Origin of the sequence: Nocardia sp. NPDC051833 (genome assembly GCF_040681225.1) — a bacterium.
Lineage (GTDB): Bacteria > Actinomycetota > Actinomycetes > Mycobacteriales > Mycobacteriaceae > Nocardia.
In genome coordinates, this window is the sequence record NZ_JBFAYK010000001.1 from 2,714,180 (window position 1) to 2,738,351 (window position 24,172).

A 24,172-nucleotide genomic window follows, 5' to 3' on the forward strand; every position below is an offset into this window, starting at 1 on the left:
CATCCTCCCGGTGCCGGAACTCCGAGACTAGCGCCGTTGGTGCGGCTTTCGATGCGAAAGCCTCGCGGCGTCCCGGAGTAGTTGTTCATCGCGGCGCGGCCACGATTCGTTTACACGAGTAACGGTGTACCCCGAATCACCGCGGTTTCACCAACGGGAACGGCAGCGTCTCGCGGATACTGCGGCCGGTGATCAACATGACCACCCGGTCCACGCCCATGCCGAGGCCGCCGGTGGGCGGCATCGCGTGTTCGAGCGCCTGCAGGAAGTCCTCGTCGAGCTCCATCGCCTCCGGATCGCCGCCCGCCGCCAGCATCGACTGTTCGGTGAGCCTGCGCCGCTGTTCGACCGGATCGGTGAGTTCGCTGTAGGCGGTGCCCAATTCGACGCCCCAGGCGACCAGGTCCCAGCGCTCGGTGACGCCGTCGATGCTGCGGTGCGAGCGGGTCAGCGGCGAGACCGAGGTGGGGAAGTCGCAGTAGAAGGTGGGGTCGGTGGTCTGCGATTCCACCAGGTGCTCGTACATCTCCAGCACCACCTGGCCCGCGTCCCAGCCGTGCTGGTAGGCGATGCCCGCCTCGTCGCACAGCTCGCGCAGCCGGGCCAGCTCGGTGCGGGTGGTGATCTCGGTGCCGATCGCCTCCGAGACCGCGCCGTGCACCGTCTTCACCCGCCACTCGCCGGAGATGTCGACGGCGTCGAACCCGCCCTCGTCGTTCGGGCGCAGCGCCACCTCGGCACCGTTGGCCGCCATCGCCGCGTCCTGGATCAGCCGTCGGCACAGCTGCATCATCCGCAGGTAATCGCTGTGCGCCTCATAGGCTTCCAGGATCGTGAACTCGGGATTGTGGCTGAAGTCGACGCCCTCGTTGCGGAAGGTGCGGCCGAGTTCGAAGACCTTCTCCATGCCGCCGACGCACAGCCGCTTGAGGTAGAGCTCGGGGGCGATGCGCAGGTAGAGGTCGAGGTCGTAGGCGTTGATGTGGGTGCGGAACGGGGTCGCGTTGGCGCCGCCGTGCACCTGCTGCAGGATCGGCGTCTCGACCTCGAGGAAGCCCCAGTTGAACAGCGAGTCGCGCAGCGAGTGCAGCACCGCGCTGCGCTTGCCCATCACCTCGCGGGTCTCCGGGTTGATCGCCATGTCGACGTAGCGCTGCCGGACCTTGGCCTCGGAATCGGCCAGGCCACGCCACTTGTCGGGCAGCGGGTGCAGGCATTTGCCGTTCATCCGCCAGTCCTGGGCGAGCAGCGAGAGCTCGCCGCTGCGGCTGGTGCCGAGCTGGCCGCTGACCTCGATCAGATCACCCAGGTCGAAGAACTCGGTGAACTCGGCGCTGCGGTCGGCGCCGACCCGCTCCCGGTCGATGACGAGCTGGATCTCGCCGGTCCAGTCGCGGACCACCGCGAAGATCACCCCGCCGTAGTCGCGGATGCGCAGCAGCCTGCCCGCCACCCGCACCGTGGTGCCCTTCGGGCAGGCGCGGGCGTCGGCGATGGTGTGCGTCGGCGGGTAGGCCACCGGGTAGGCGTCGACGCCTGCGGCGGTGAGCCGGTCCAGCTTGTCCATCCGCACGCGGACCTGCTCGGGCCTGCGCGGACCCTGCTCGGCGTCCTCGCCCTCCGGCGCGTCCGGCGCGCTGCCGTCGGCGTGCAGGCCGGTGACGCTCGCCGGGACCGCGGAGTGCGTTCCGGTGTGCACGGCCGCGTCGGGCTCCTTGCCGATGCGCGGCAGGAAGCCCTCGGCCAGACCGCTGGCCGTCGCCACCCGGGGCAGCTGCCTGCGCTCCTCGTAGAGGAAGAAGCGCGGCACCCAGCGCGGGTGGTACTTCACGTTCGACCGGTACAGCGCCTCGAGCTGCCACCAGCGCGAGAAGAACAGCAGCACTCCGCGCCACGCGCGCAGGATCGGGCCCGCGCCGATCCGGCCGCCCTCCTCGAACACCGACCGGAACACCGCGAAGTTCAGCGAGATCTTGGTGATGCCGTACTGGTCGGAGTTCAGCGCGAGCTGGGAGATCATCAGCTCCATCACGCCGTTGGGGCTCTGCGGGTCGCGGCGCATGAGTTCCAGCGAGACGCCGCTGCGGCCCCACGGGACGAACGAGAGCATGGCGTGCACCCGCTCGTCGTGGTCGACGGCCTCGACGAGCAGGCAGTCGCCGTCGAGCGGGTCGCCGAGGCGGCCGAGCGCCATCGAGAAGCCGCGTTCGGTCTCGGTGTCGCGCCAGGCGTCGGCCCTGGCGACGATCTCGGCGAACTCGTCGGCGGGAATGTCGTGGTGCCTGCGCACCCGCACGCCGATCCCGTGCTTGCGCAGCCGGTTCGCGGCCTGGCGCACCTGCTTCATCTCCGGCCCGGCCAGGGAGAAGGTGCGGGTGTCGAGGATCGCCTCGTCGCCGAGCCGCAGGGCCGCGAGCCCGGCGTTGCGGTAGGCGGTGGCGCCGAGCTCGCTCGCGCCCATCACCGCGGGCGCCCAGCCGAATCGGTCGGCCTCCTCCAGCCAGGCCCGGATGGCCTGCGGCCAGGCCTGTTTGGGCCCGATCGGATCGCCGCTGGCCAGGCTCACACCCAGCTCGACGCGATAGGTGATGGCCGCCTTGCCGTTCGGCGCGAAAACCACCGCCTTGTCGCGGCGGGTGGCGAAGTAGCCGAGCGAGTCCTCGACATCGCTCGCCGCGAGCAGCCCGCGCAAAGCCGACTCGTCCAGCGCGGTCATCGCGTTGTCGGCCCGGCGCGAGCGCAGCAGCACCACCACCGCGGCTAGCAGGGCGATCGCGCCGAACAGGCCGAGCAGGAAGTTGACCCACGGCCGCGGGTGCCCGTCGAAGTGCTCGTTGTTCACCAGCACCGCCGCTGTCACCCGGTAGACCGCCCAGAGCGGCCGCTGCGGGCCGGGCGGCAGCGTGCCCGGCGCGAGTTCGACCAGACCCCAGCCGATCAGGCAGCCCAGCGCCAGCCCGGCCACCAGCACGCCGAGCGCCTTCCACAGCGCGCCCGGTCGGACCCGGGTGTAGAACTCGTTGCGCGCCGCGATCAGGATCCCGATGACGACGAGGTGCACGACGAAGGCCACCAGCGCGTCGATGTCGTCCTCGGCGACGAAGTCCAGGATGTTGGAGATCGCGTAGAGCAGCAGGTACACCACCAGCAGCCACCACGCGACGCGTTTTCGGCTGGCGATCGCCCCGGCCAGCAGGCCGACGACCACCGCCCACACGAGGCTGGTGTCGGGGGCGTCGAAGTAGTAGACGTCCACATAGTGCCGCGGCACCTGCGTCAGATAGCGCAGCGCGGGCGAGAGGCTCCACAGGAACAGCAGCACCGCGAAGACACCGAGAACGAGCCCGGTGATGTGCGGTACCTCGGCCAGCCTGCCGTGCCCACGATGCGGAACGGCGGCGGCGCGGCCCGGCGATGCCTCGACGATGGGGTGTTGCTCGGCCTGCGTGGTGGTCACCGATCCAGTGTGCGTGCATCCGGGCCCGATCGGTGTGGCGGACACTGCGGCGTGTTCGTCACGCGGCCCGGTGGTGGGGCCGGTTGCGACCGGTTTTTCGCAGGGGGGTAAGTATTAGCCCATGTCGGAACCAGTCGATGTGCCGATCGATGACGAGGTCATCAAGCTCGGGCAATTCCTGAAACTGGCCAACCTGATCGATTCGGGCTCCGAGGCCAAGACGGTGATCGCCCAGGGTCTGGTCCGGGTCAACGACGAGGTGGAGCTGCGCCGCGGTAGGCAACTACAGGTGGGCGACGTCGTCGTGCTCGCGGGCCACAAGGTGCGGGTGTCCGGGAACTAGCCCGAACACCCGCTTCCCCGGACGTTCAGTCCTCGGCGCGGACCACGACGCCGTCGTGGTCGCTGTAGAGCATCTCGCCGGGGACGAAGGTGATGCCGCCGAACTCGACGGTGACGTCCTTCTCGCCGCTGCCGGTCTGGGTGCTCTTGCGCGGGTTGGTGCCCAGCGCCTTCACCCCGATGTCGAGGGTGCGCAGGATCGCCGAGTCGCGCACCGCGCCGTTGACGATCACGCCGGCCCAGCCGTTGTCGACGCCACGGCCCGCGATGATGTCGCCGACGAGGGCGGTGTGCACGCTCGCGCCGCCGTCGACCACGAGGACCTTGCCCTCGCCGGGCTCGCCCAGGGTCTGCTTCACCAGCAGGTTGTCCTGGAAGCACCGGATCGTGGTGATCCGCCCGGCGAACGCGGCCCGGCCACCGAACTGGATGAACTGGGTGTCACAACTGCGGATCTCGGGGCCGATCTCGTCGGCCAGATCGGCGGTGGCCACAACATTCGCTGATTCGGTCATGGCCAGCATTCTGTCAGGCGCCCTCGAGATGCGCCTTGGCGATCTCCTTGACCAGGCTGTCTGTGGTGTGCTTCACCGCGATCTTGACGAACGGCTCGATCGTCTTGCCGAGCATCTTGCCCGCGATCCCGCCGGGCACGAAGTACTCGATGGTCGCGTCGACGGTGCACAGCGCATCGCCCTTGGGATAGAAGTGGAACGTCGAGATGATCTCGAATCCCTTGATCGACTTGATGCCGATCACGCGGCCCTTCTCCCACTTCACGACCTCGACCCGGGACTTGAGCGACGCGGGGCCCAGCTTCATGTGGCCGTCGAAGGTCGCGCCCAGCCCGTCGGTCTGGTCGGTGACCGGGACGAAGGATTCGATGCCGTACAGGAAATGCGGCAGATTACGGTAGTCGTTGACGTATTCGAACGCCGTCTCGGCGGACGCGGCGCAGTCTTCGACAATCCTCACTTCGGTCATATCGGCCACTTTAATGGTCGGCCGCGACCGATCCGGCTACGCGGTGACCGCCAGGGTCGCCGCCAGGCCGAACGCCAGGCCCATCACGGTGACCTCGATCGCGGCGTTGCGCAGGGAGATCTCGGCGGTCACCCGGTGCTCGGCCGCCCGGCGCACCCAGCTGCGCCGCCACCACCAGCCGAGGCCGGTCAGCGCGCACAGGACGGCGAACTTCGCCAGCAGGATGCGCCCGTAGCCGGTCGACCACAGCGGCTCCAGCCCGCCGAGGCGCACCAGCCCGTCGATCGTCCCGGTCGCGGCCACCGCCAGGATCAACGGCGCGGCCAGCGCCGAATAGCGCGGCAGGGTCCGCGCCCAGCCGCCACGGGTGCGCAGCACCACCGCCATCGCCACCAGCAGCCCGAGCCAGCACGCCGCGGCCAGCGCGTGGATCGCGGCCAGCACCGACCCGAACATCTGCTGGGACATGTGCCCGGTGATCGGGCGCAGGGCCAGCGCGACCGCGGCGAACACCAGCACCAGATCGGCCGACGCGGTGTCGGGCCTGCGGTAGGCCAGCGCCGCGTAGCAGGCCACCGCGCCGGTGCAGAACAGGATCGCGATGCCGATCTGCCCGCTGCTCAGGTTCACCAGGAAGGTGCCGAACTCGCCGGCGCCGAGCCGGGCCACCGGCACGCCGACCACGTCGGCGGCCTCGGCCACCAGCACCGCGAACTCGGCCGCGAACCAGACCCCGGCCAGCGCGGCCAGTGGTCGCCAGGCGACCCGCAGCCGGTCGTCGAGCCGGGGCAGGGCCGCCAGCCCGAGCACCACGGCGCCCGCGCCGTCGGCGAGCACCCGCGCGCACGCCGCCAAGGGGAACCCGCCGTCGCGGCGCAGCAGCCACGCCAGCGCCACCCCGGCCAGGGCGGCCACCACGACCGGCACCAGGACCCGCCACTGCCGCGGCGTCGTCGCGGGTGCCCGGCGACCGGTCGTCATGGGGTGACTACTTCTTGCGGCCGGACAGCAGCGCGACCGCGAGGCCGGCGCCGAACAGCACGACACCACCGGCGATGAACACCCACACCGGCACGCCGCCGCCGGAATCGCCGCCCCCGTCGGCCTTGTCCTCACCCGGCTTGGCGCCCGGCGTACCGGTGCCCGCCTTGCTCAGCGTGAAATGCCGGGTCCCGCTCACCGGATGCCCGTCGGCGGAAGTGACCCGGAACGCGAGGGTGTACTCGCCGACCGGCCCGAGTTCGCCCAGTTCCACGCTGACGGTGCGGCCTTCGACGAGCGCCTTGCCCTTCGACCACAGGCGACCGTCCGGGCCGACCACGGTCAGCGACGGAAAGTTCTGCTGCAGTTCCTCGTTGAAGGTGATGCTCGCGCGCGCCGGCCCGACCTCGACGGTCGAGCCGTCCTCGGGCACGCTGCTCACGGCGCCGGAATGCGCGCTCGCGGTGCCCGCCGCCGCGAACATCGCGGCGAACAGGCCGGCGATCAGCACGGCGAATACCCGGCGCCCGATGCGTCGGCGCGCGGACCGGTTGATGTCGGCGACGAGATGATCGGCCCGCATCACGACCGCCGCGACCGGAAGACGAGGCCGAGGCCGAGCGCGGCCGCGAACAGGCCAAGGGCCAGGCCGATGCCGCCGAGCCAGCGCGCGACCGTATCGGTCTCCTTCGCGCTGGTCTCGCCGGAGGCGACCTGGTGGTCGCCGCCCGCGCTACCGCCGTTGGCGGTCAACGTGATCGACGGTGCCGGGTGCTCCGGCTCGGCGCCGCCGGTGCTCGGCTGATCCCAGGCGACGACCTTGCCGTCGCTGTAGGTCTGGGTGGCGGGGAAGTTCACCGTGTCCTGCGCGGGCAGCGGGCCGAGCGAGAGCACGAAGCGCTGGAACTGGCCGGGGCCGACACCCGGGTTGCCCGGGTCGGCGGTCCAGGCGACGGCGACGGCCTCGCCCTTGTCGTTGCGCTCGACCTTGGACGTCCAGCCCGGCATGGGCTCGGTGCGAACGCTTTTCAGGTTCGGCACCGTGACACGCAGCGCGGTGGTGGCCGCGGTCTCGGATTCGGTCGGCACCTTGAAGGTGGCGACGGTGTACTTGCCCTGGGCGGCGCCCGGCGCGTCGACGGTCACGTGCGCGCCCGCCGAGCCGCAGGCGGCGAGCACCAGACCGGCCGCGATGGCGGCGGTCCCGGTGCCGCGGGTGATGAAGTTGTGCATGGAATGCCTTCTGTCCGAAGAGATGCTGATGTCGTCGTGAATCAGGCGGACAGCGGCGGCGCGCGCGGACATCGCGCGCCCCTCGGATGGTCGGTCGGCCCGGCGAGCACCAGATCGGCCCAGCGCCGCACGCGGACGGCGACGGCGGTCGGCGGCGGGCCGAGCACGGCCGCGAGCGCACTCGACGCGGCGAGATACAGCCGCTCGGCGACGAGAATCAGTGCGGCGCAGGCGAACGCGGCGACGGTGTGCGCGGCCACCATCGGCGCGCTCGGCAGATGGAACAGCTCGTCGTGATGATCCAGCGACGCCGACAGGGCGAAGTGCCCGGCCCACTGCCCACCGAGCAGCGCCGAGCCGAGCCGCACCATCGGCGCGGCCGAGCGCCTACGCGGCCCACTCGCGATGACTCCCGCGCCGAGCGAAACCAGCAGCAGCAGCGCGAGATCCGACGAGCGCGGCACGCCGCCACCCGCGCTCCCGTGCGCGGCGACGGCCAGCGCGCCGACGAGTACGCCGCAGCCACCCCCGCGCAGGCGGGCGGTGAGCTGCGGCGTGGTCACGACGGGATCAGCGCACGCCGAGCCGGGCGAGCGCGTCGGTCTCCAGCACACCCAGCTCGGACGAGATGGACGCGTGCACGGCCTTGCGGCGCGCGGCGGGCATCTGCTCGGCGGTGTTCACCGCGACGGTCAGGTCGGTCAGCCGGGACCGGGCGGCCTCGACGAACTTCTTGGTGTCGGCGTCACCGGGGGCGTCGGCGGCGACCTTGTCGAGCGCGCTCTCGGTGTTGGTGATGCGGGCCTGCAGGCGCGCGCCGTGGCCGCTGAACTCGCCCAGCTGGTCGAGCCCGATGCCGAGCTGCTGCGCCTTGCGGGCGTCGAGCTGGCCCCGGACGTAGGTGGCGCCCCGGTAGGCCAGCGGCGTGAGCACCGGGACCAGCACCCGGGCGACGCCGATGTACTTGCGGATCTGGCTCGCGCTGAACAGTTCGCGGTCGGCCTTCGCCGCCACCTTCTGGGCGGCCTTCTCCTCGGCCTGCAGGGTCGCGATCTGCGCCTTGGCCACCTTGGCCTCGGTCCTGGCCTGTGCCTTGGCCGCGCGGCGGGTGGTGCGTTCGCCCGCCTTGGCGGCCTTGCGCTCGTTCTTGGCGCCGAGTTTGGCCTCAACGGCCGCTTTGTGCTTGAGCGCCTTCGCCTCAGCGCGTCGGCTCGGCCGCCGCTTGCGCTTGCTGAACAACCCCATGAGATCAGGCCCTCCGTCATGCTCGCCAAGTCATGAGGCAGTGCCGGGGTAGCGGCCTGCCGTACTTCGTAGCGTAGTGGGATGAGGGTAGCGATTGGGCATTGTGTCGGGGGGAGGGACCATACTGCTTGCGTGCGTGCAGCCGAGGACGACTTCGACGGCGGGCCGGTGCATCGCCCGGCCCCCGCTTCCGCTGCGCTCGATCGAGGTACCGACACCGGGGTCGCCGAGTCCCGGATCGCCTTCCTGGACGCGCGCTCGCTGATCGGGTGCAGGCATCGCCTGCGCCTGGACGCCGAGCATCCGGGCACCATCGCCGAGGTCAGGGAGGATCCGGGCGTCCAGCAGCGCCGGGAGGCCGCCGCCGCGCACCGGCTCAAGGTTCGCGACGAGCTGGTCGCCGCCGCACCCGCCGAGTGGGTGGTGATCGACCCGCGGCTGCGCGCGGGGGAGAAGGCCGCGGCGACCATGGCCGCCATGGAGGCCGGCGCCGCCCGCATCTGGGGTGGGCTGCTGCCGCAGGAACCCGATACCGGCCGTCGCGGCGGCGCCGAGTTCCTGCTCCGCGACGACGATCGCGGCGGCTATATCCCGATCATCGTGGTCAACCACAAGGTCACCGACCCGCGCAGGCCCGACCCGGCCGATTTCCACCCGCTGACCTCCGAGCTGTTCCGCTGGCAGCCCCGCCGCGACAAGCACGTGAAACTGCGTCCGCAGCCACGCGACCAGCAGCGCCTCGCGCATCTGTACCGGATGCTGCAGCGCCACGGCATGGCCAGCCCGGCCCTGCTCGGCGGCGCGATCGGCCTGGCCTTCGACCGCATCCTCGTGCACGACCTGACCAATGTCCTGGCCGACTACGACCAGCGCTACGGCGACCGGATCGCGGTGGTCCGCGGCGAGCTGCCGACCCAGCCGTCGAAGGTGCCCGAGTGCAGGCAGTGCCCGTGGTGGGTGCGCGGCGCCGACGGTGCGCCCAGTTGCGAGGGGCAGCTGGCGCTGATGCGCGATGTCAGCCTGGTCGCGCCCGGCTCCCGGGCCGACGTGCTGCGGGTACACGGCGTGCAGACCGTCGACGAGCTGGCCGCCTGGACCGGGGACGACCCGGAGGACTGGCAGCACGGGCCGTTCTCCGAGACCGTGGTCACCGCCCGCGCCTGGATCGAGGGCGCGCCGCTGGTGCGCCGCTTCGACACGGTGAGCGTGCGCCGCGCCGACGTGGAGGTCGACGTCGACCTGGAGAGCTACCAGGAGGACGGCGCCTACCTGTGGGGCACCCTGCTCGACGACGTCTACCGGCCGTTCGTCACCTGGGACCCGCTGCCCACCGAGGACGAGGGCCGCTCCTTCGGCGAGTTCTGGACCTGGCTCATGGGCGTGCGGGCCGAGGCCCACGCCGCGGGCAAGACCTTCGCCGCCTACTGCTACTCCCGCACCGCCGAGGACAAGTGGCTCTACGAGTCGGCCCGCCGGTTCGCGGGCAGGCCGGGTGTGCCGACGCACGAGCAGGTGCGCGCCTTCGTCGATTCGCCCGAGTGGGTCGACATGTTCCAGGCCGTCACCGACCAGTTCATCTGCCCCAACGGCAAGGGCCTCAAGAAGATCGCCCCGGTCGCCGGCTTCGCCTGGCGCGACCCGGAGGCGGGCGGCGAGGCCTCGATGGGCTGGTACCGCCGCGCCGTCGGCTACGACGCCGAATCCGACCTGTCCCAGCGCACCCGCCTGTTCGAATACAACGAGGACGACGTGCGCGCCACCCAGGTCCTGCGCAACTGGATGACCGAGCGAGCCGCCGACGAGGTTCCCTCCCTGGCGGATTTCGGGCGGTAATACGATCGGGGGCGTGACAGAGCATGTCGAAACCCTCGAGTTCCAGGCCGAGACCCACCAGCTGCTGGAGCTGATGATCCACTCGGTCTACTCCAACAAAGACACGTTCCTGCGGGAGCTGATCTCGAACGCCTCCGACGCGCTGGACAAGCTGAAGCTGGCCACGTTCCAGGACAAGGACCTCGTCGCCGACACCTCCGACCTGCACATCGAGCTCGAGGTCGACGCCGACAAGCGCATCCTGACCGTCCGTGACAACGGCATCGGCATGTCCCGCGCCGAGGTGATCGATCTGATCGGCACCCTCGCCAAGTCCGGCACCGCCGAGCTGCGCCGCAAGCTCACCGAGGCCAAGTCCGACGCCGCCGCCGAGGAGCTGATCGGCCAGTTCGGCATCGGCTTCTACTCCACCTTCATGGTCGCCGACAAGGTCACGCTCACCACCCGCAAGGCGGGCGAGGCCGAGGGCACCCGCTGGAACGCCGCCGCGGGCAGCTCCACCTACGAGATCGACACCGTCGCCGACGCGCCGCAGGGCACCTCGGTCACCCTCGAGCTCAAGCCGGCCGACGAGGACGATCACCTCTTCGACTACACGCAGGAATGGAAGCTGCGCGAGATCGTCCGCAAGTACTCCGATTTCATCGCCTGGCCGATCCGCATGCAGGTCGAGCGCACGGTGATGGAGGGCGAGGGCGAGGACAAGGTCGAGAAGACCATCGTCGAGGACCAGACCCTCAACTCGCAGAAGGCGCTGTGGACCCGGCCGCGCAGCGAGGTGACCGACGAGGAGTACAAGGAGTTCTACCACCACGTCAGCCACGCCTGGGACGAGCCGCTCGAGATCATCCCGATGAAGGCCGAGGGCACCTTCGAGTACCAGGCCCTGCTGTTCGTCCCGTCGACCGCGCCGTTCGACCTGTTCACCCGTGAGCACAAGCGCGGCGTGCAGCTCTATGTGCGCCGGGTGTTCATCATGGACAACTGCGAAGAGCTGATGCCGGAGTACCTGCGCTTCGTCAAGGGTGTGGTGGACGCGCAGGACCTCTCGCTCAATGTCTCCCGCGAGATCCTGCAGCAGGACCGCCAGATCCAGATGATCCGCAAGCGCCTGGTCAAGAAGGTGCTGTCGACGGTCAAGGATCTGCAGGGCGCCGAGGACCAGACGAAGTACCAGACCTTCTGGACCCAGTTCGGCCGGGTGCTCAAGGAGGGCTTGCTCTCCGACACCGACAACCGCGAAACCCTGCTCACCGTCTCGTCTTTCGCCTCGACCGCCTCGGACTCCGAGCTCACGACGTTGAAGCAGTACGTCGAGCGGATGCCGGAGGGCCAGGACGCGATCTACTACATGACCGGCGAAAGCCGTGCGCAGGTGGAGAACTCGCCGCACCTGGAGGCGTTCAAGGCCAAGGGCCGCGAGGTGCTGGTGCTGACCGACCCGGTCGACGAGATGTGGGTCGGCTCGGTGCCGGAGTTCGACGGCAAGAAGTTCCAGTCGATCGCCAAGGGCGAGGTCGACCTGGAGACCGAGGACGAGAAGAAGGAGACCGAGGCCCTGCGCGAGCAGCAGGACAAGGACTTCGCCGATCTGCTCACCTGGCTCGGTTCGACCCTCGACGAGGTCGCCAAGGAGGTGCGCCTGACCAACCGGCTCACCACCTCCCCGGCCTGCCTGGTCGGTGACGTCTTCGACTTCACCCCGATGCTCGAGCGCATGTATCGCGCCTCGGGCCAGGCGCTGCCGGAATCCAAGCGCATCCTCGAGCTCAACCCGACCCACCCGCTGGTCACCGGCCTGCGCGACGCCTACGACGCGCGCAAGTCCGATGCCGACGAGGGCAAGGTGCCCGAGCTCGCCGAGACCGCCGAACTGCTCTACGGCACCGCGGTTCTCGCCGAGGGCGGCGAACTCAAGGACCCGGCTCGTTTCGCCCAGCTGTTGACGGAGCGCCTGACTCGCACCGTCTGAGGAAGCTCGAACACGCACCCACGATGGCCGCTCGTCCGGAGCGGCCATCGTGGTTCGCGGACAAGGGCTGCACTCGCTGTGCGGAATACGGGTGCCGACCGGCCCCGCAAGCCGCACTATGGAGGGATGGCGGCGGGGCATGTGATCCGCCGGGCGCGGCCCGGTGACTACGACGGCCTGATCGGGGTGGTCGATCACTGGTGGGGCAGAACCGTGGTCCCGAGCCTGCCGAGGTTGTTCCTCGACCACTTCCATCGCACCAGCCTGGTGGCGACCGACGACGACGGAATCTCCGGTTTTCTCATCGGTTTCGGTTCGCCGTCCGATCCCGACGCGGCCTATATCCATTTCGTCGGTGTGCGTCCCGACGCCCGCAAAGTCGGGCTCGGCCGCACCCTCTACGACGAATTCTTCGAGCTGGCCAGGGCCGACGGCCGAAAGGTGGTCACCGCCATCACCGCTCCGGCCAATTTCACCTCGATCGATTTCCATCGCAGCCTCGGCTTCACCGTCACCGGCCCGGTCCCCGACTACAACGGCCCCGGCCGCGCGCTGATCACCTTCGAACGCACCCTCTGACGCCGTACGAGCGAAAAACGTAGTCTGGTCGCGGCATCGATCGCGGAGCGAGAGGAACGGTCGGACATGTCGGAGGGGACGTCGGTCACGGCACAGCCGTGGGATCTGGTGGCCGAAGGGTACGCCGCGGCGGCGGCGACCGTGCTCGGTCCGTTCGCGGAGCGCGCGCTCGAATTGGTGACGCCGGGAACGTATTCCGTGATCGTCGACGTCGCCGCCGGAACGGGGCTGCTCAGTCTCGCGGCCGCGGCCAAGGGCGCGCGGGTCGACGCGATCGATGTCTCGGCCCCGATGATCGAACAGCTCACGGCGGCGGCCGAACTCGCCGGGCACACCACGATCACCGCGCAGGTCGGCGACGGCCAGGACCTGCCGTATCCGGACAGCCGCTTCGACGCCGGATTCTCCCTGTTCGGCCTCATGTTCTTCGCCGACCGGCCGAAGGGCTTCACCGAGCTCCGCCGGGTCCTGCGCCCCGGCGCCACCGCGGTCGTCACCGCCTGGGCACCCGCCGACGACTCCTCGCTGATGCGCGCGCTCTACGGCGCGCTGACCGCGGGCGACCCGAACGCCGCACTGCCGCAGCCGAACGCGCGCGGCCTGGAGAACCCGGCCGTCTTCGAGGCCGAGCTGCGCGCGGCCGGATTCGAGGCGGTGACGATCCGCCCGCACACGGTCGAGGTCCGCTTCCCGGACGCGGCGGCGCTGTGGGACACCATGACCCGCAGCAGCGCTCCGCTGACCGCGCTGAGACACGAAGTGGGCGAAGCGGAATGGGAACGCCGCACGGAAGCGGCCATCGAGCACCTCACGGTCACCTACCGCGCGAACACACCGCTGTTCACCACGGCCCTCTTCGGCGTCGGCACGGTCCCCGCGGCCTGAACGACAACTGCCCGCCGCCGAAACCGGCGACGGGCAGTCATCGATGTCACCCACTCCACGACCGACGCGGTCGGCCAACCGACGAGGTGGTCCCGATCGGCGAAAGTCGCGGGGGAGTGTTCTAGCGCGGGGCCATGCGCAGGGCGCCGTCCATGCGGATGGTCTCGCCGTTGAGGTAGTCGTGGCTCGCGATGTACTCGACGAGCTGGGCGTACTCGTCGGGGCGGCCGAGGCGCGACGGGAACGGGACGCCCGCCTCGAGGCCCTTGCGGTACTCCTCGGTGACGCCGGCCAGCATCGGGGTGTCGATGATGCCGGGGGCGATGGTGTTCACGCGGATGCCGAACTGGGCGAGGTCGCGCGCGGCGGGGACGGTCATGCCGTGCACGCCACCCTTGGAGGCGGAGTAGGCGATCTGGCCGATCTGGCCCTCGAACGCCGCGACCGACGCGGTGTTGATGACCACGCCGCGCTGGCCGTACTCGTCGACCGGCTCGGTCTTGGCGATGGCGTCGGCGGCCAGGCGCATCACGTTGAACGTGCCGAGCAGGTTCACGGTGATGACGGTGCGGAACAGCTCCAGGTCGTGCGGGCCGTTCTTGGACAGGATGCGACCGGCCCAGCCGACACCGGCGCAGTTGACCACGATGCGCAGCGGGGCGGGGCCCTCGGTGATCTGGGCGATCGCGGCGGCGACCTCGTCGCCGCTGGTCACATCGGCCGCGATCAGGGTGACACCCGCGGGGACGTTGTCGCCGGCGCGCTCGATCGACGCCGGGACGTCGAGACCGAAGACGGTGGCGCCCGCGTCGGCCAGACGCTTGGCGGTCGCGGCACCGAGGCCGGATGCGCCTCCGGTGACGATGGCGGCGGAACCCGAAATCTCCACGATGGTCCTCTCGTTCATGACTGCTAGTTGGCACTTCGTCAATTGGCACCCTAGCGGGTTTCCGGTGAGGTGCCCATCACGCCTACCGACGCTGCCGGATCAGCTGCGAAAATACCAGCGAACAGGGCTGTTTTCCGGTGGTAACGTGCGTTCATGAGATCGTTCGCCGCTCCGACGGTGGCCGGACGCAAGGTCCTGATCACCGGGGCAGCTCGCGGTATCGGGGCCGCACTCGCCCGCAAGCTCACCGCGCAGGGCGCCCACGTCGCGCTGCTCGGACTGGAACCGGAACTGCTGGCGGAGGTGGCCGCCGAATGCGGCGACGCCCCGTGGCGCTACTGCGACGTCGCCGACCGCGCCCAGGTCGACCGGGTGGTCGAGGCGCTGGTCGCCGAACTCGGCGGACTCGACGTGCTCGTCGCCAACGCGGGCATCGCCAAGCAGATGCCGATGATCGGTGGCGACCCGAGCGTGCTGGAGGAGACCCTCGCGGTCAACGTGCTCGGCGTCGCGTACGCCGTGCAGGCCGCCGGTCCGCATCTGGCCCGTCCCGGCGGCTACGTGCTGATGATGTCGTCGATCTCCACGGCGGTGCAGCTGCCGCTGGCCGGCGCCTACAGCGCCTCGGCGGCCGCGGTCGAATCGCTGGCGGGCACCCTGCGCTGCGAGCTGCGCCCGACCGGCGCGCGCGTGGGCGTCAGCTACTTCGCCGAGATCGACACCGAGATGACCCGGCGCGGCTTCGGCACCGCGGCGGCACACACCGGCCTGCGTGAGATCAGCCTGACCGGCACCTCGCCGATCGGGCCTGCCGTGGACGCATTGGTCCGGGCGATCGCGCGCAGGCGCAAGAGCGTCGTCTCACCCTGGTGGGTGTCGCTCGTGCTGCCGGTGCGACCCTTGGCGCAGCAGCTGGTGCAGCGGTTGCTCGGCAACCGGGTCGCTCGCGCGATCGAGATCGCGCGCACCGAGGACGCCCCCTTCACCACCACCCAGCCTGCCCGACCACGCAGAATGGAACGGCAAGCCTGACCTCGAGCACGGAGTTCGACGATGAGCGATTCGGCATCCACCCTGCGCCAGCTCCCGCGCGGACGGCACCACCTCTCGCGTGAGGAAGTGGTCGCCTCCCAGCGGGAACGCATCCTCGTCGCGATGGGCGAGGCGATGACCGAAGGCGGCTACGTCGGCACGCCGGTGGCGGCGGTGCTCAAACGGGCCGGGGTCTCCCGCGAGACGTTCTACGAGCTGTTCCGCTCCAAGGAGGACTGCTTCGCCGCGGCCTTCGACCGGGTCTCCGGCCTGCTGGCCGGGCGGCTGCAGGGCGTCATCGCCGACACCGCCGACGCCGACGCGTTCACCAGAATGGACGCGATCCTCACCGCCTACTTCGACCACATGATCGACGATCCGGCCTCGGCCAGGCTGTTCCTGATGGAGGTGTACGCGGTCGGGCCGTCGGCGGTCCAGGCCAGGATGGAACTGCAGAGCCGCTTCGTCGCGGTCGTCGCCGCCATGCTCGGCGCCCAGACCGACGAGCAGCAGTTCGCCTGCGCCACCCTGGCCGCCGCCATCGGCGCCATGGTCACCGGCAAGATCGCCGCCGACGACCTGGAGGGCCTGCGCGCCCTGAAGGAACCCCTGATCGACCTGGCCCGCCGGTCGGGCGCCGTCTACGGCAACGCGTTCGCCGGCTGATCCGCGTTCGCCGCGACGGTCCTGCCGGGCCGGGTGAACCGCCAGGCGGCGACGCCGAGGCCGACCACGGCCGGGACGGCCAGCGCCAGGCCGGTCGAACCCCAGCCGCCCAGGCCGGGGACGAACGCGTCGAGGATCGTCTTGGCGGCGAAGAACAGGAACAGCAGGCCGGAGGCGAGGGCGATGCCGTGTTCGGGCAGGTGCTTGCCCGCGAGCTTGCCGACCAGGATCGCCAGGGCACCCGCCGCGACCATGCCCAGGGTCGAGCCGATCCACACCGCCAGCCAGCCGTTCTTGGAGGCCAGGGCGGCGGCGGCGAACATGGTGCGGTCGCCGAGTTCGGCGAGCATGAAGGCCGAGATGACGACCAGGAAGGCGTTGCGCGTGCTGGGCGGGGGCGCGTCGTCGCTGTCCGCGCCGGTGCCGATGGCGTCGCGCAGCGTCCACAGACCGACGACCAGCAGCGTGAGCGCGGTGACGACGGCGATGGCGTTCGCGGGCAGCGCGGTGCCGAGGAAATGCCCGACACCGGCGGCGATCAGATTGACGGCGACACTGGCGACGGTGATGCCGGACAGCACCACCCACCAGCGATAGCGCAGCGAGAAGGTGAGCGCCATCAGCTGCGATTTGTCGCCCAGCTCGGCGAGGAAGAGCACGCCGAAGCTCAGCAGGATCGTGGCGATCATGAATTCAGCTCCCAGGGTGGTACTCCGGCCTGCGGCTGAAGAAACGGGTGCGCCTCCAGCCACACCGGTCGACGGATCGGTTCGTGGCCGAAGGTCTCGCCCACCGGTGGTGACCGGTTCACGCAGCCGGACCGCGCCGAATGTGGCGCCGATCAGTATGTCGACTGCGCGATTGCGGGCTACTCCCCTTCGCTGCTGTCCACCCTAGCCCGATAGCTGTCGGGATGCCAACTCCTTATGAGCGAAATCGCAATGGCCGCAGTAAGTTTGGCTGTGCGGCCCGAATAGTTCGGTATCCCTGAATTCCGGGTCGCGGACGCCCGTTGCCGAGCGTTCGCCAGACCTCGGTCGCGAAAGCCTCAGGCCGCCAGCAACATCGCCAGCACGGCGGTGTCCGGATCGCTGATCAGATCCATCCCGACCCGGCTCACCAGCGAGGTGACCGTGCCGTCGAGCTCGGCCTCGGCCCAGGCCGCGCGGTGCTCGAGACCCAGATGCGGCACGCCGGGCAGCAGCACGCAGCCCGAGGCGGCGCCGGTGCACTCGGGCAGCGACGGCCGGGTCTCCGACGGCGGATGCAGCATCAGCAGCGCGGGCGGCACGTGCGCGGCGAACCGGCCGGGCTGGATCGCTTCCTCGCCCAGCACCGGCCCCTCGGCCAGCACCAGTCCGACCGTGCCCGGTTCCGGATCGTCGGGCAGCTCCTCGCGCACCCCGAACACCGTCGAGGTCGTCAGCAGGCCGGGCATCGAGGCCACCCGGACGGCGAGCACCAGGACCTGCGCCCATTCCTTGGTGGTATCCGGCCAGCGGCCCGAAACCACGAATCCCTGGAGGTGACCGCGCGCCTGGAAGGGCGTGATCCCGATCGGACCGTGTGTCGTCATGATGGCCTCCCGACTATCCGGGGGCTGCGCTGCCCGGTACCTCAGGAATAGCCCGAAACCCATCTGGCACACAAGTACCACTGACTGCCAGATTGGGCAAAAACGACAACGGGCCCGGACGCGGCGAAACCGCGTCCGGGCCCGTCGAGGGCTTTTCTCAACCGAAGATCAGGCCCTTGCCCTGCGACACGGCGCGGGCGAAGCGGTCCTGCACGTCGGCCCAGTTGACGACGTTCCAGAACGCGGTCACGTAGTCGGCCTTGACGTTCTTGTACTGCAGGTAGAAGGCGTGCTCCCACATGTCGACCTGCAGCAGCGGGATGATGCCGGTCGGCACGTTGGCCTGCTGGTCGTACAGCTGGAAGGTCAGCAGCTTCTGGCCCAGGGTGTCGTAACCCAGGACGGCCCAGCCGGAGCCCTGCAGGCCGTTCGCGGCAGCGGTGAACTGCGCGCGGAACTTGTCGAACGAACCGAACTGGTCGGCGATCGCGGCGGCGAGGTCACCGTCGGGCTGGTCGCCACCGTTGGGGGAGAGGTTCTTCCACCAGACGGAGTGGTTGTAGTGACCACCCAGGTGGAACGCCAGGTTCTTCTCCAGCAGGAGGATGTTCGCCAGATCGCCGCTCTCGCGGGCCTCTTCGAGCTGCTCCAGCGCCTTGTTGGCGCCGGCGACGTAGGCGGCGTGGTGCTTGGTGTAGTGGATCTCGTTGATCTGACCGGAGATGTGCGGCTCCAGTGCGCCGAAGTCGTAGTCCAGTTCCGGCAGCGTGTAGACGGCCACGATGTCCCTTTCCGTATGTCGGGCTGTGTGCGCCCAGTCGGACGAGCACACCAACCATCATTCGTACACCCGCTCGATGCAACCCCAGACGGTCGGCCCTGCATTCCCTTCGAATCACACCGGAGGAAACCCAGGTGTCCGCGGGCGGATACCTACAGCGGCGGTGCGACGTCGGCCTTGGAGGCCCGCAGGTCGCCGGAATCGTGGGCGGCCCACCAGCGCTTGCCACCCGCGATGAACTCGGCCATCGGGATCTCCCGGCCCGCCGGGTCGGTCACGGTGATCCGGTCGAACCAGACGCGGACGTCGAGCTCGCGCGGGTCGATGCCCTCTTCCTGGGAGAACTCGATGACGTGCGCCGCGATCCGGTTGTCGAGCACGGTGTCGAAGCTGAGCAGCTCGCTCCACAGGGTCCAGCCGCTGTCGTCGAGGTCGATGAATTCCCAGCCGTGCAGCCCGCCGCCACCGAAACTCTCGATGGCCTCGTCGAGCTGCTCGAGGGTGAGGGGGAGGACGCGGGCGTCGATGTCGTCCCAGCGCTGGATGCGCAGCGACGCCGCCACCCGGGTGACTCCGGTGAAGGTGAGCAGGACTTTGGTGTCGATCGGCGTCTCGCCGTCGGCGGGTAGCGTCAGCACCTCGAGAGCGAGCTGCAGCCGCCCCGCGGCGGCGTCCACCTCTACTCCGAGACAGGTTGATTCGGACAAAGCGGTATTCAGGCCGTTGATGTCGAAACTGTCGAGTAGCCCCCTGCTCACGTTCATGCGCTCAGGCTACCGATCGGCCCGCCCAGATCCCAGGATTTAGGATTTTCTCTAGTGATGTCGTTTTTATGGAACCGAAACGGTCCGGCTCGCGTCCAAGTAGATGTCGGGACCGATGGGAGGTCGGAATCCCGACGTCAGCGGCGAACGGCCGCTCCGGGATGACATGGAGGGGAGTCCCGGATCGGCCGTTCCGCCGCTGACTTCGCGCGACGCACCTCGGCTGATAGCCCCCGCCTCATGATTGTGTGCTGACCGATAGCTGGGACCTGTGGATCAAGTTGTGGATTCTGTGGATAACCGGCATCCATCCACAGACCGCGCATTGCCCCGCCCGGCCTCGCTTCCGGCATGGCAGGATCGAGGCGTGACGAGCTCCGATGTGCCCACGGTGCCGGTGGGTGCGGTACCCGCCGCGTTCGACCACGCCGAACCGGCCGCCGGCGCCCAGCTGCTCGACGTGCGCGAACCCGACGAGTGGGAGCTCGGGCACGCGCCCGGCGCGATCCACATCCCGATGGTCGACGTGCCCGCCCGGCTCGACGAGATCGACATCGACGCCGAGGTGTACGTGGTGTGCAGGCAGGGCGGGCGCTCGATCGAGGTCGTCAAGTATCTGGCCCATATCGGGTACGAGGCGGTGAACGTGGCGGGCGGCATGGTGGCCTGGCAGCAGACCGGCCGTCCGGTGGTCGCCGACGGCGAGCACGAAGCCAAGATCTACTAGTCCGGAACGGGGTGCGCGGGTGAGTTCGGTGGTGCAACCATGTGCACGCTGTGGCGCGCGGTGGGCCGTACAGGGCGCGCCGATGCACTGGTGCCCACGGTGCCGTGGCGTGCTGCTGTCGCCGGGCCGGGTCGACGCGCCCGCCGCCCAGCGCAACTACCGCTGGATCGCCCGCAGGCCCGACCATCGCGCCCGCAAGGCCGCGACCTCGACCGTGCGGGCGCCGCTCGGCCCCACCCCGCACTACACCGAGATCCCGCGCTGGGGCCTGCTCGATCCGCCGCCCGCTCCGGCCCGCACCCCCGAGCGGCCGCTGTGGGGCCTGGCCGCCTCGCGTGATGTCCTGCTGGTGGTGACGGCGCTGGCCTTCCTGGTCGCCGCCTGCGCCGAGTACGGCCGGTACCTCATCCTGCTGCGCAACCGCACCAAGCTCATCCCCAGCTGGCTGCTGTGGATCTCCGACATGTCGGTGTGGGTGTTCGGCGTCATCGCGCCGCTGTGCGCGCTCGCCACCGCGCTCGCGCTGACCGGCTGGCTGATCGAGGCGCGCAAGGCGAGGTTCGCGGCCGAGGGCAGACGCGATCCGCGCCGCCGCTGGACGCTGATCCTCGGCTGCCTGGTGCCGGGCGTGAACCTGATCTGGCCCGGCGTCTTCCTCACCGAACTGCTCGGGCCGGCACCTGATCCCCGTGCCCAGCGGGCCGTGCGGATCTGGTGGGCGGCCTGGGCGGTCAGCGGTCTGATCCTCGTCGCGGCCACCCTCTGGCGCGACGCGTCGACCCTGCAGGCCGAGGCCGACGGCGTCTCGTTCACCGCGTTCAGCGATCTGTGCGCGGCCGGGTTCGTCGTGCTCACACTGTGGACCGTGCGCCTGCTCGAAGGGCGTGACCTGCGCGGCGAGCCGCGGTCGGCGCACCGCTGGGTGATGGCCGCCGATCCCGCCGAGGTCGTCATCGCCCCGGTGCAGCCCGGTGCGCCCGCGAGCGGGCAGGATGACAGTGAACGCGCGGATTCCGCCGGAACAGGCGAGAATACGCAGGAGGAGGTTGTGGCCAAGTGAGCCAGGGCAATCGGGCGCCATTCGTCGTCGCGCACCGCGGTGCGTCCGCGGCGCGCCCCGAGCACACTCTCGCCGCCTACGAGCTCGCCCTCGAAGAGGGCGCCGACGGCGTCGAATGCGACGTCCGGCTGACCCGCGACGGTCATCTGGTCTGCGTGCACGACCGCACCGTCGACCGCACCTCCGACGCCACCGGCCTGGTCAGCGAACTGACCCTGGCCGAACTGCGCGACATGAACTTCGGCACCGAGGACGCGCCGTCGGGCGTGCTCGCCCTCAGCGATCTGATCGGCCTGGTGCTCGACTGGCGTAGCAGGCCGACCAAGCTGTTCATCGAGACCAAGCACCCGGTGCGCTACGGCGCGCTGGTGGAGAACAAGGTGCTGGCCGAACTGCAGCGCTTCGGCATCGCGACGCCCGCCTCGGCCGATCACTCCCGCGCCGTGGTGATGTCGTTCGCCGCGACCGCGGTCTGGCGGATCCGCCGCGCCGCGCCGCTGCTGCCGACCGTGCTGCTCGGTGAGTCCTCGCGCTTCCTCGGCGGCGGCGCGGCGACCACCGTCGGCGCCACCGCCGTCGGCCCGTCGGTGAAGACCCTGCGCGAGCACCCCGAACTCGTCGACAAGGCCGCCGCGGCGGGCCGGGCCACCTACTGCTGGACCGTCGACGATCCCGACGACGTGAAATTGTGCGCCGACCTGGGCGTCAGCTGGGTCGCCACCAACCACCCGGGCCGCACGAAGGCGCTGTTGGCCGGCGTCTGAGTTTCCGCAGGGTCGCGTGCGGCGACAGCGCCGCCCGGCCATAAACTCCGTGCGTGGGTAAAAGCAAGCGGAACAGTCCGAAGCCCGACAGTAATCGGGCTCAGCGTCTCGCCGAGCGGCGTGCGGCGCAGGAGCAGGCATCTGCGGCCGTGACGCGGCCGTTCGAGGGGCTTGCTGCCGAATGTGATCTGGTGGCGCTGCGGGAGTTCGTGCCGTCGGCGACCGCGACCTTGAAGCTGGCGCCCGGTGTCGCGGCGCAGCGCGAGGTGACGCTGGCGACGGTGCTGCCCGGTGCGGTGGCCGCGCTGGTGCGTGCCGGTGACGAGCCGGTCGGCTTCGTCGGCACGCAGATGCAGTTCCAGGGCACCGACCCGAACGCCGACATCGCCGCGGCGATCCTGTGGACCCAGTCCGCCGAGCCGGGCGAGTCGCTGAACTCGGCCGATTCGGTCGAGGGCGGTCCCCGTCTGGCCGACGTCATCGACCCGGGCGCCGACCTCGAGCTCACCGTGCACCAGGACTTCGACTGGTGGGTGCCCGAGGGTGTGACCCCCGATCCGCAGGTGGCGGCGACGATCGAGCAGGCCAAGCAGGCGATCATGCCCTCGGCCCGGCTGGATCTGGGTGCCGACGGCATCGGCGCGGCCTGGTGGGTCGACGCGGGCGAGAAGGCGCACGTGCGCTGGGTCCGTCCCGAGGACGAGGACAAGCTGATGCTGGCGCTGGCGCGCGTGCACGCCGGCGGTGGCCTGCACATGGGCGAGGGCTCGCGCTTCGCCGGCTCGTTCCGTACGCACGGTCTGCTGGTGCCGGTGTTCGATCTCGATCCCGAGCGGCACCCGACCGAATGGGAAACGCCCGCACGGGAATTCGGTGCGCGGCTGGCCGAGGCGCTGGCCTCGGATGCCCCGATGTCGGGCGAGGAGCGTCGCTCGCGCGACGGACTGCGTTCGCGTCAGGTCACCCTGCGCTGAACTCTTCCATGCTGAACTAAATGAAATAATCCCATTTCACTTGCCGGGTCGGCTAGGTTCACGCCTACGCCGACCAATCGGCGAAGTGGAAAGGGACAACAATGGAGTTTCTCGGTTCTGTCGCCGGCCTCGCGCAGATGGTCATCGGCACCATTCTGGCCAATACCGGCTCGGGCGGTTCCGGCTCCGGCTGGTGAAGCGCACATCGGATTCGGCTCGCGTGCGCGAGCCGAATCCGGGTGGCTGTATCAGACGCTGCCGCCGGCGACGGACGGTGCGCCCGACGCGTCCTTCGGGGTGCTGAGCTCACGCCACATGAACGCCTCCAGGTCGAACAGGTTCGACCCGGCGCGATCGGCGATATTGAGCAGCGTGGTCATGTGCGCGACTTCTTCGACCTGTTCCTTCAGGAACCACTGCATGAACTGCTCGCCGAGGTAGTCGCCCTCTTCACGGGCGGTGCTGGCCAGGCGGATGATCTGGTCGGTGACCGTCTTCTCCTGGGCCAGGGCCAGTTCGATCGGCTCACGGGCGGTCTCGAAGCTCGACTTCGCGGCATCGATGCCCGCGATCTCCACGCTGATGTCGCGATCGACGAAGTACTGCACGATCATCATCGCGTGGTTGCGTTCTTCGACGGACTGGGCGTAGAACCGCTTGGCCAGCTGCGGGAGGTCGTTGTTGTCGAACCACACCGCAATGGCGATGTACTGATGCTCGGCGTTGAACTCATGCCGGATCTGGTCTTGGAGCAGGCTGTGGAATTTGCTGCGCGGGGGTTCCGGATGAATCGACATGGCCGCAACATTAGACCTGGTAAAAGGGGGTTGTCATCCAAGTGCAACCTTATTGAGGGAAGTATTTCCTAACCAAGTATTCCCTTACTGAAGCTGCCCTGTGCCCGCCATTTTCGGCGCCGTGTTGTCCACTGGCACAGCGCCTGCCAGCTCACGCCGGATGAATTCCTCCACGTCGAACAGATTGTCCTGGCGGTCCAGCACGGTGAGCAGCGTGCTCATCTCCGCGACATCGGCGACCTGTTCCTTCAGGAACCACTGCACGAATTGTTCGCCGAGGAAATCCTCGGCCTCGCGCGCCGCCCCGGCCAAAGCGCTGATCTGCGCGGTGGCGGTCCGCTCCCGATCGAGCAGGAAGGCGATCGCGGCGCGCGGCGAATCGAACTCCGAGCGCAGCTCGTCGAGACCGCCGATGGTCACCGCGACATCGCGATCGAGCAGATACTGGACCATTCGCATCGCGTGGCCCCGGTGCTCGGCCGAGCGGGCGTAGGTCTGCGCGGCCAGCTCCGGTAGTCGCTCGGCGTCGAAGTACACGGCGGCGGCCAGATACTGCTGTGCTGCGGTCAGCCCGTGCCGGATCTGGTCCCGCAGCAGCTCGATGAACGAACGGTCCTCGGCCATACAACGA

The 24,172-nt window shown here is 69.7% G+C and carries 26 protein-coding genes; 11 read left to right on the forward strand and 15 right to left on the reverse strand.

The annotated features are described in order from the left end of the window. Positions 1–136 precede the first annotated feature (136 nt). Positions 137–3,427: a bifunctional lysylphosphatidylglycerol synthetase/lysine--tRNA ligase LysX gene (gene lysX / locus AB0L91_RS12270; protein ID WP_365011273.1), complete on the reverse strand. Its 3,291-nt coding sequence runs from the start codon at positions 3,425–3,427 to the stop codon at positions 137–139. A 151-nt stretch (positions 3,428–3,578) separates the two neighbouring features. Here lysX and AB0L91_RS12275 point away from each other — a divergent pair, with 151 nt between their 5' ends. Beyond that, positions 3,579–3,800 (forward strand): RNA-binding S4 domain-containing protein, encoded by a 222-nt coding sequence (locus AB0L91_RS12275; protein WP_218716112.1) that lies wholly within the window; start codon positions 3,579–3,581, stop codon positions 3,798–3,800. A gap of 25 nt (positions 3,801–3,825) precedes the next feature. Here AB0L91_RS12275 and rraA read toward each other — a convergent pair whose 3' ends face one another. From rraA to AB0L91_RS12310, 7 genes are all read right to left on the reverse strand, one after another. Beyond that, positions 3,826–4,314, reverse strand: a complete 489-nt coding sequence (gene rraA / locus AB0L91_RS12280; protein ID WP_030201693.1) for a ribonuclease E activity regulator RraA — start codon at positions 4,312–4,314, stop codon at positions 3,826–3,828. 13 nt (positions 4,315–4,327) lie between these two features. Beyond that, complete coding sequence (locus tag AB0L91_RS12285; RefSeq protein ID WP_355283786.1) at positions 4,328–4,783, reverse strand: SRPBCC family protein; 456 nt, start codon at positions 4,781–4,783, stop codon at positions 4,328–4,330. Between the two features lie 36 nt (positions 4,784–4,819). Next, positions 4,820–5,764 (reverse strand): CopD family protein, encoded by a 945-nt coding sequence (locus AB0L91_RS12290; RefSeq protein WP_357341801.1) that lies wholly within the window; start codon positions 5,762–5,764, stop codon positions 4,820–4,822. Positions 5,765–5,771: 7 nt separating this feature from the next. Continuing rightward, complete coding sequence (locus AB0L91_RS12295) at positions 5,772–6,248, reverse strand: copper resistance CopC family protein (RefSeq protein ID WP_357344120.1); 477 nt, start codon at positions 6,246–6,248, stop codon at positions 5,772–5,774. A gap of 98 nt (positions 6,249–6,346) precedes the next feature. Next, complete coding sequence (locus AB0L91_RS12300) at positions 6,347–6,997, reverse strand: YcnI family protein (protein ID WP_365009422.1); 651 nt, start codon at positions 6,995–6,997, stop codon at positions 6,347–6,349. 41 nt (positions 6,998–7,038) lie between these two features. Continuing rightward, the gene (locus AB0L91_RS12305; protein ID WP_365009424.1) at positions 7,039–7,560 is read right to left on the reverse strand and encodes a hypothetical protein; all 522 of its coding nucleotides are present in this window, start codon (positions 7,558–7,560) and stop codon (positions 7,039–7,041) included. Between the two features lie 7 nt (positions 7,561–7,567). Then, a complete protein-coding gene (locus AB0L91_RS12310) occupies positions 7,568–8,242 on the reverse strand; it encodes a DUF6474 family protein (protein WP_365009426.1) in 675 nt (224 codons plus the stop codon). 132 nt (positions 8,243–8,374) lie between these two features. Between AB0L91_RS12310 and AB0L91_RS12315 the strand changes: the two genes are divergently transcribed. From AB0L91_RS12315 to AB0L91_RS12330, 4 genes are all read left to right on the forward strand, one after another. Continuing rightward, the gene (locus AB0L91_RS12315) at positions 8,375–10,075 is read left to right on the forward strand and encodes a TM0106 family RecB-like putative nuclease (RefSeq protein WP_365009428.1); all 1,701 of its coding nucleotides are present in this window, start codon (positions 8,375–8,377) and stop codon (positions 10,073–10,075) included. Between the two features lie 13 nt (positions 10,076–10,088). Further along, positions 10,089–12,047 carry a molecular chaperone HtpG gene (gene htpG / locus AB0L91_RS12320; protein ID WP_365009431.1) on the forward strand — a complete coding sequence of 653 codons (1,959 nt, stop codon included), beginning with the start codon at positions 10,089–10,091 and terminating at the stop codon, positions 12,045–12,047. 126 nt (positions 12,048–12,173) lie between these two features. Further along, a complete protein-coding gene (locus AB0L91_RS12325) occupies positions 12,174–12,626 on the forward strand; it encodes a GNAT family N-acetyltransferase (RefSeq protein WP_355283771.1) in 453 nt (150 codons plus the stop codon). 66 nt (positions 12,627–12,692) lie between these two features. Continuing rightward, positions 12,693–13,511 carry a methyltransferase domain-containing protein gene (locus AB0L91_RS12330; protein WP_365009433.1) on the forward strand — a complete coding sequence of 273 codons (819 nt, stop codon included), beginning with the start codon at positions 12,693–12,695 and terminating at the stop codon, positions 13,509–13,511. A 121-nt stretch (positions 13,512–13,632) separates the two neighbouring features. On the opposite strand, the gene AB0L91_RS12335 is transcribed toward AB0L91_RS12330, so the two are convergent. After that, entirely contained in the window at positions 13,633–14,400 is a 768-nt protein-coding gene (locus AB0L91_RS12335; protein ID WP_218716139.1) for an SDR family NAD(P)-dependent oxidoreductase, read from the reverse strand. Positions 14,401–14,553: 153 nt separating this feature from the next. Between AB0L91_RS12335 and AB0L91_RS12340 the strand changes: the two genes are divergently transcribed. Next, positions 14,554–15,432, forward strand: a complete 879-nt coding sequence (locus AB0L91_RS12340; RefSeq protein ID WP_357341794.1) for an SDR family NAD(P)-dependent oxidoreductase — start codon at positions 14,554–14,556, stop codon at positions 15,430–15,432. Between the two features lie 21 nt (positions 15,433–15,453). Continuing rightward, on the forward strand, positions 15,454–16,098 hold the full coding sequence (locus tag AB0L91_RS12345) for a TetR/AcrR family transcriptional regulator (RefSeq protein ID WP_355283764.1): 645 nt from the start codon (positions 15,454–15,456) through the stop codon (positions 16,096–16,098). Here AB0L91_RS12345 and AB0L91_RS12350 read toward each other — a convergent pair. The 4 genes from AB0L91_RS12350 to AB0L91_RS12365 all read right to left on the reverse strand — a co-directional run bounded on the left by AB0L91_RS12350 (position 16,074) and on the right by AB0L91_RS12365 (position 19,219). Further along, positions 16,074–16,787 carry a TMEM165/GDT1 family protein gene (locus tag AB0L91_RS12350; RefSeq protein ID WP_365009436.1) on the reverse strand — a complete coding sequence of 238 codons (714 nt, stop codon included), beginning with the start codon at positions 16,785–16,787 and terminating at the stop codon, positions 16,074–16,076. The two genes, AB0L91_RS12345 and AB0L91_RS12350, sit on opposite strands and share 25 nt — an antisense overlap. 359 nt (positions 16,788–17,146) lie before the next feature. Continuing rightward, entirely contained in the window at positions 17,147–17,674 is a 528-nt protein-coding gene (locus AB0L91_RS12355; RefSeq protein WP_355283758.1) for a peptidase, read from the reverse strand. Positions 17,675–17,831: 157 nt separating this feature from the next. Next, positions 17,832–18,455 (reverse strand): superoxide dismutase, encoded by a 624-nt coding sequence (locus AB0L91_RS12360; protein ID WP_355283756.1) that lies wholly within the window; start codon positions 18,453–18,455, stop codon positions 17,832–17,834. A 152-nt stretch (positions 18,456–18,607) separates the two neighbouring features. After that, on the reverse strand, positions 18,608–19,219 hold the full coding sequence (locus AB0L91_RS12365) for a hypothetical protein (RefSeq protein ID WP_355283754.1): 612 nt from the start codon (positions 19,217–19,219) through the stop codon (positions 18,608–18,610). A gap of 367 nt (positions 19,220–19,586) precedes the next feature. Here AB0L91_RS12365 and AB0L91_RS12370 point away from each other — a divergent pair, with 367 nt between their 5' ends. The 4 genes from AB0L91_RS12370 (at position 19,587) to AB0L91_RS12385 (ending at position 22,744) form a co-directional block, all read left to right on the forward strand. Beyond that, positions 19,587–19,946 carry a rhodanese-like domain-containing protein gene (locus AB0L91_RS12370; RefSeq protein ID WP_355283752.1) on the forward strand — a complete coding sequence of 120 codons (360 nt, stop codon included), beginning with the start codon at positions 19,587–19,589 and terminating at the stop codon, positions 19,944–19,946. A gap of 109 nt (positions 19,947–20,055) precedes the next feature. Further along, positions 20,056–21,006, forward strand: a complete 951-nt coding sequence (locus AB0L91_RS12375; RefSeq protein ID WP_365009440.1) for a DUF4328 domain-containing protein — start codon at positions 20,056–20,058, stop codon at positions 21,004–21,006. Beyond that, a complete protein-coding gene (locus AB0L91_RS12380) occupies positions 21,003–21,770 on the forward strand; it encodes a glycerophosphodiester phosphodiesterase (protein WP_355283747.1) in 768 nt (255 codons plus the stop codon). Before AB0L91_RS12375 ends, AB0L91_RS12380 begins: the two co-directional genes overlap by 4 nt. Before the next feature lie 53 nt (positions 21,771–21,823). Then, a complete protein-coding gene (locus tag AB0L91_RS12385; RefSeq protein WP_355283744.1) occupies positions 21,824–22,744 on the forward strand; it encodes a DUF5926 family protein in 921 nt (306 codons plus the stop codon). 248 nt (positions 22,745–22,992) lie between these two features. Here the strand turns inward: AB0L91_RS12385 and AB0L91_RS12390 are convergent, their stop codons facing one another. Together AB0L91_RS12390 and AB0L91_RS12395 are read right to left on the reverse strand one after the other, a co-directional pair. Beyond that, positions 22,993–23,541: a ferritin gene (locus tag AB0L91_RS12390; RefSeq protein ID WP_357341791.1), complete on the reverse strand. Its 549-nt coding sequence runs from the start codon at positions 23,539–23,541 to the stop codon at positions 22,993–22,995. Positions 23,542–23,625: 84 nt separating this feature from the next. Next, a complete protein-coding gene (locus tag AB0L91_RS12395) occupies positions 23,626–24,165 on the reverse strand; it encodes a ferritin (protein ID WP_365009443.1) in 540 nt (179 codons plus the stop codon). Between the last annotated feature and the right edge of the window lie 7 nt (positions 24,166–24,172).

Coding starts and splice junctions, on each gene's coding strand:
- AB0L91_RS12350 (WP_365009436.1), bottom strand. CDS start 16,787: ATGATCGCCACGATCCTGCTGAGCTTCGGCGTGCTCTTCCTCGCCGAG.
- AB0L91_RS12285 (WP_355283786.1), bottom strand. CDS start 4,783: ATGACCGAAGTGAGGATTGTCGAAGACTGCGCCGCGTCCGCCGAGACG.
- AB0L91_RS12310 (WP_365009426.1), bottom strand. CDS start 8,242: ATGGGGTTGTTCAGCAAGCGCAAGCGGCGGCCGAGCCGACGCGCTGAG.
- AB0L91_RS12300 (WP_365009422.1), bottom strand. CDS start 6,997: ATGCACAACTTCATCACCCGCGGCACCGGGACCGCCGCCATCGCGGCC.
- AB0L91_RS12330 (WP_365009433.1), top strand. CDS start 12,693: ATGTCGGAGGGGACGTCGGTCACGGCACAGCCGTGGGATCTGGTGGCC.
- AB0L91_RS12290 (WP_357341801.1), bottom strand. CDS start 5,764: ATGACGACCGGTCGCCGGGCACCCGCGACGACGCCGCGGCAGTGGCGG.
- AB0L91_RS12275 (WP_218716112.1), top strand. CDS start 3,579: ATGTCGGAACCAGTCGATGTGCCGATCGATGACGAGGTCATCAAGCTC.
- AB0L91_RS12295 (WP_357344120.1), bottom strand. CDS start 6,248: ATGTTCGCGGCGGCGGGCACCGCGAGCGCGCATTCCGGCGCCGTGAGC.
- AB0L91_RS12365 (WP_355283754.1), bottom strand. CDS start 19,219: ATGAACGTGAGCAGGGGGCTACTCGACAGTTTCGACATCAACGGCCTG.
- AB0L91_RS12395 (WP_365009443.1), bottom strand. CDS start 24,165: ATGGCCGAGGACCGTTCGTTCATCGAGCTGCTGCGGGACCAGATCCGG.
- AB0L91_RS12345 (WP_355283764.1), top strand. CDS start 15,454: ATGAGCGATTCGGCATCCACCCTGCGCCAGCTCCCGCGCGGACGGCAC.
- rraA (WP_030201693.1), bottom strand. CDS start 4,314: ATGACCGAATCAGCGAATGTTGTGGCCACCGCCGATCTGGCCGACGAG.
- AB0L91_RS12340 (WP_357341794.1), top strand. CDS start 14,554: ATGAGATCGTTCGCCGCTCCGACGGTGGCCGGACGCAAGGTCCTGATC.
- AB0L91_RS12325 (WP_355283771.1), top strand. CDS start 12,174: ATGGCGGCGGGGCATGTGATCCGCCGGGCGCGGCCCGGTGACTACGAC.
- AB0L91_RS12390 (WP_357341791.1), bottom strand. CDS start 23,541: ATGTCGATTCATCCGGAACCCCCGCGCAGCAAATTCCACAGCCTGCTC.
- AB0L91_RS12355 (WP_355283758.1), bottom strand. CDS start 17,674: ATGACGACACACGGTCCGATCGGGATCACGCCCTTCCAGGCGCGCGGT.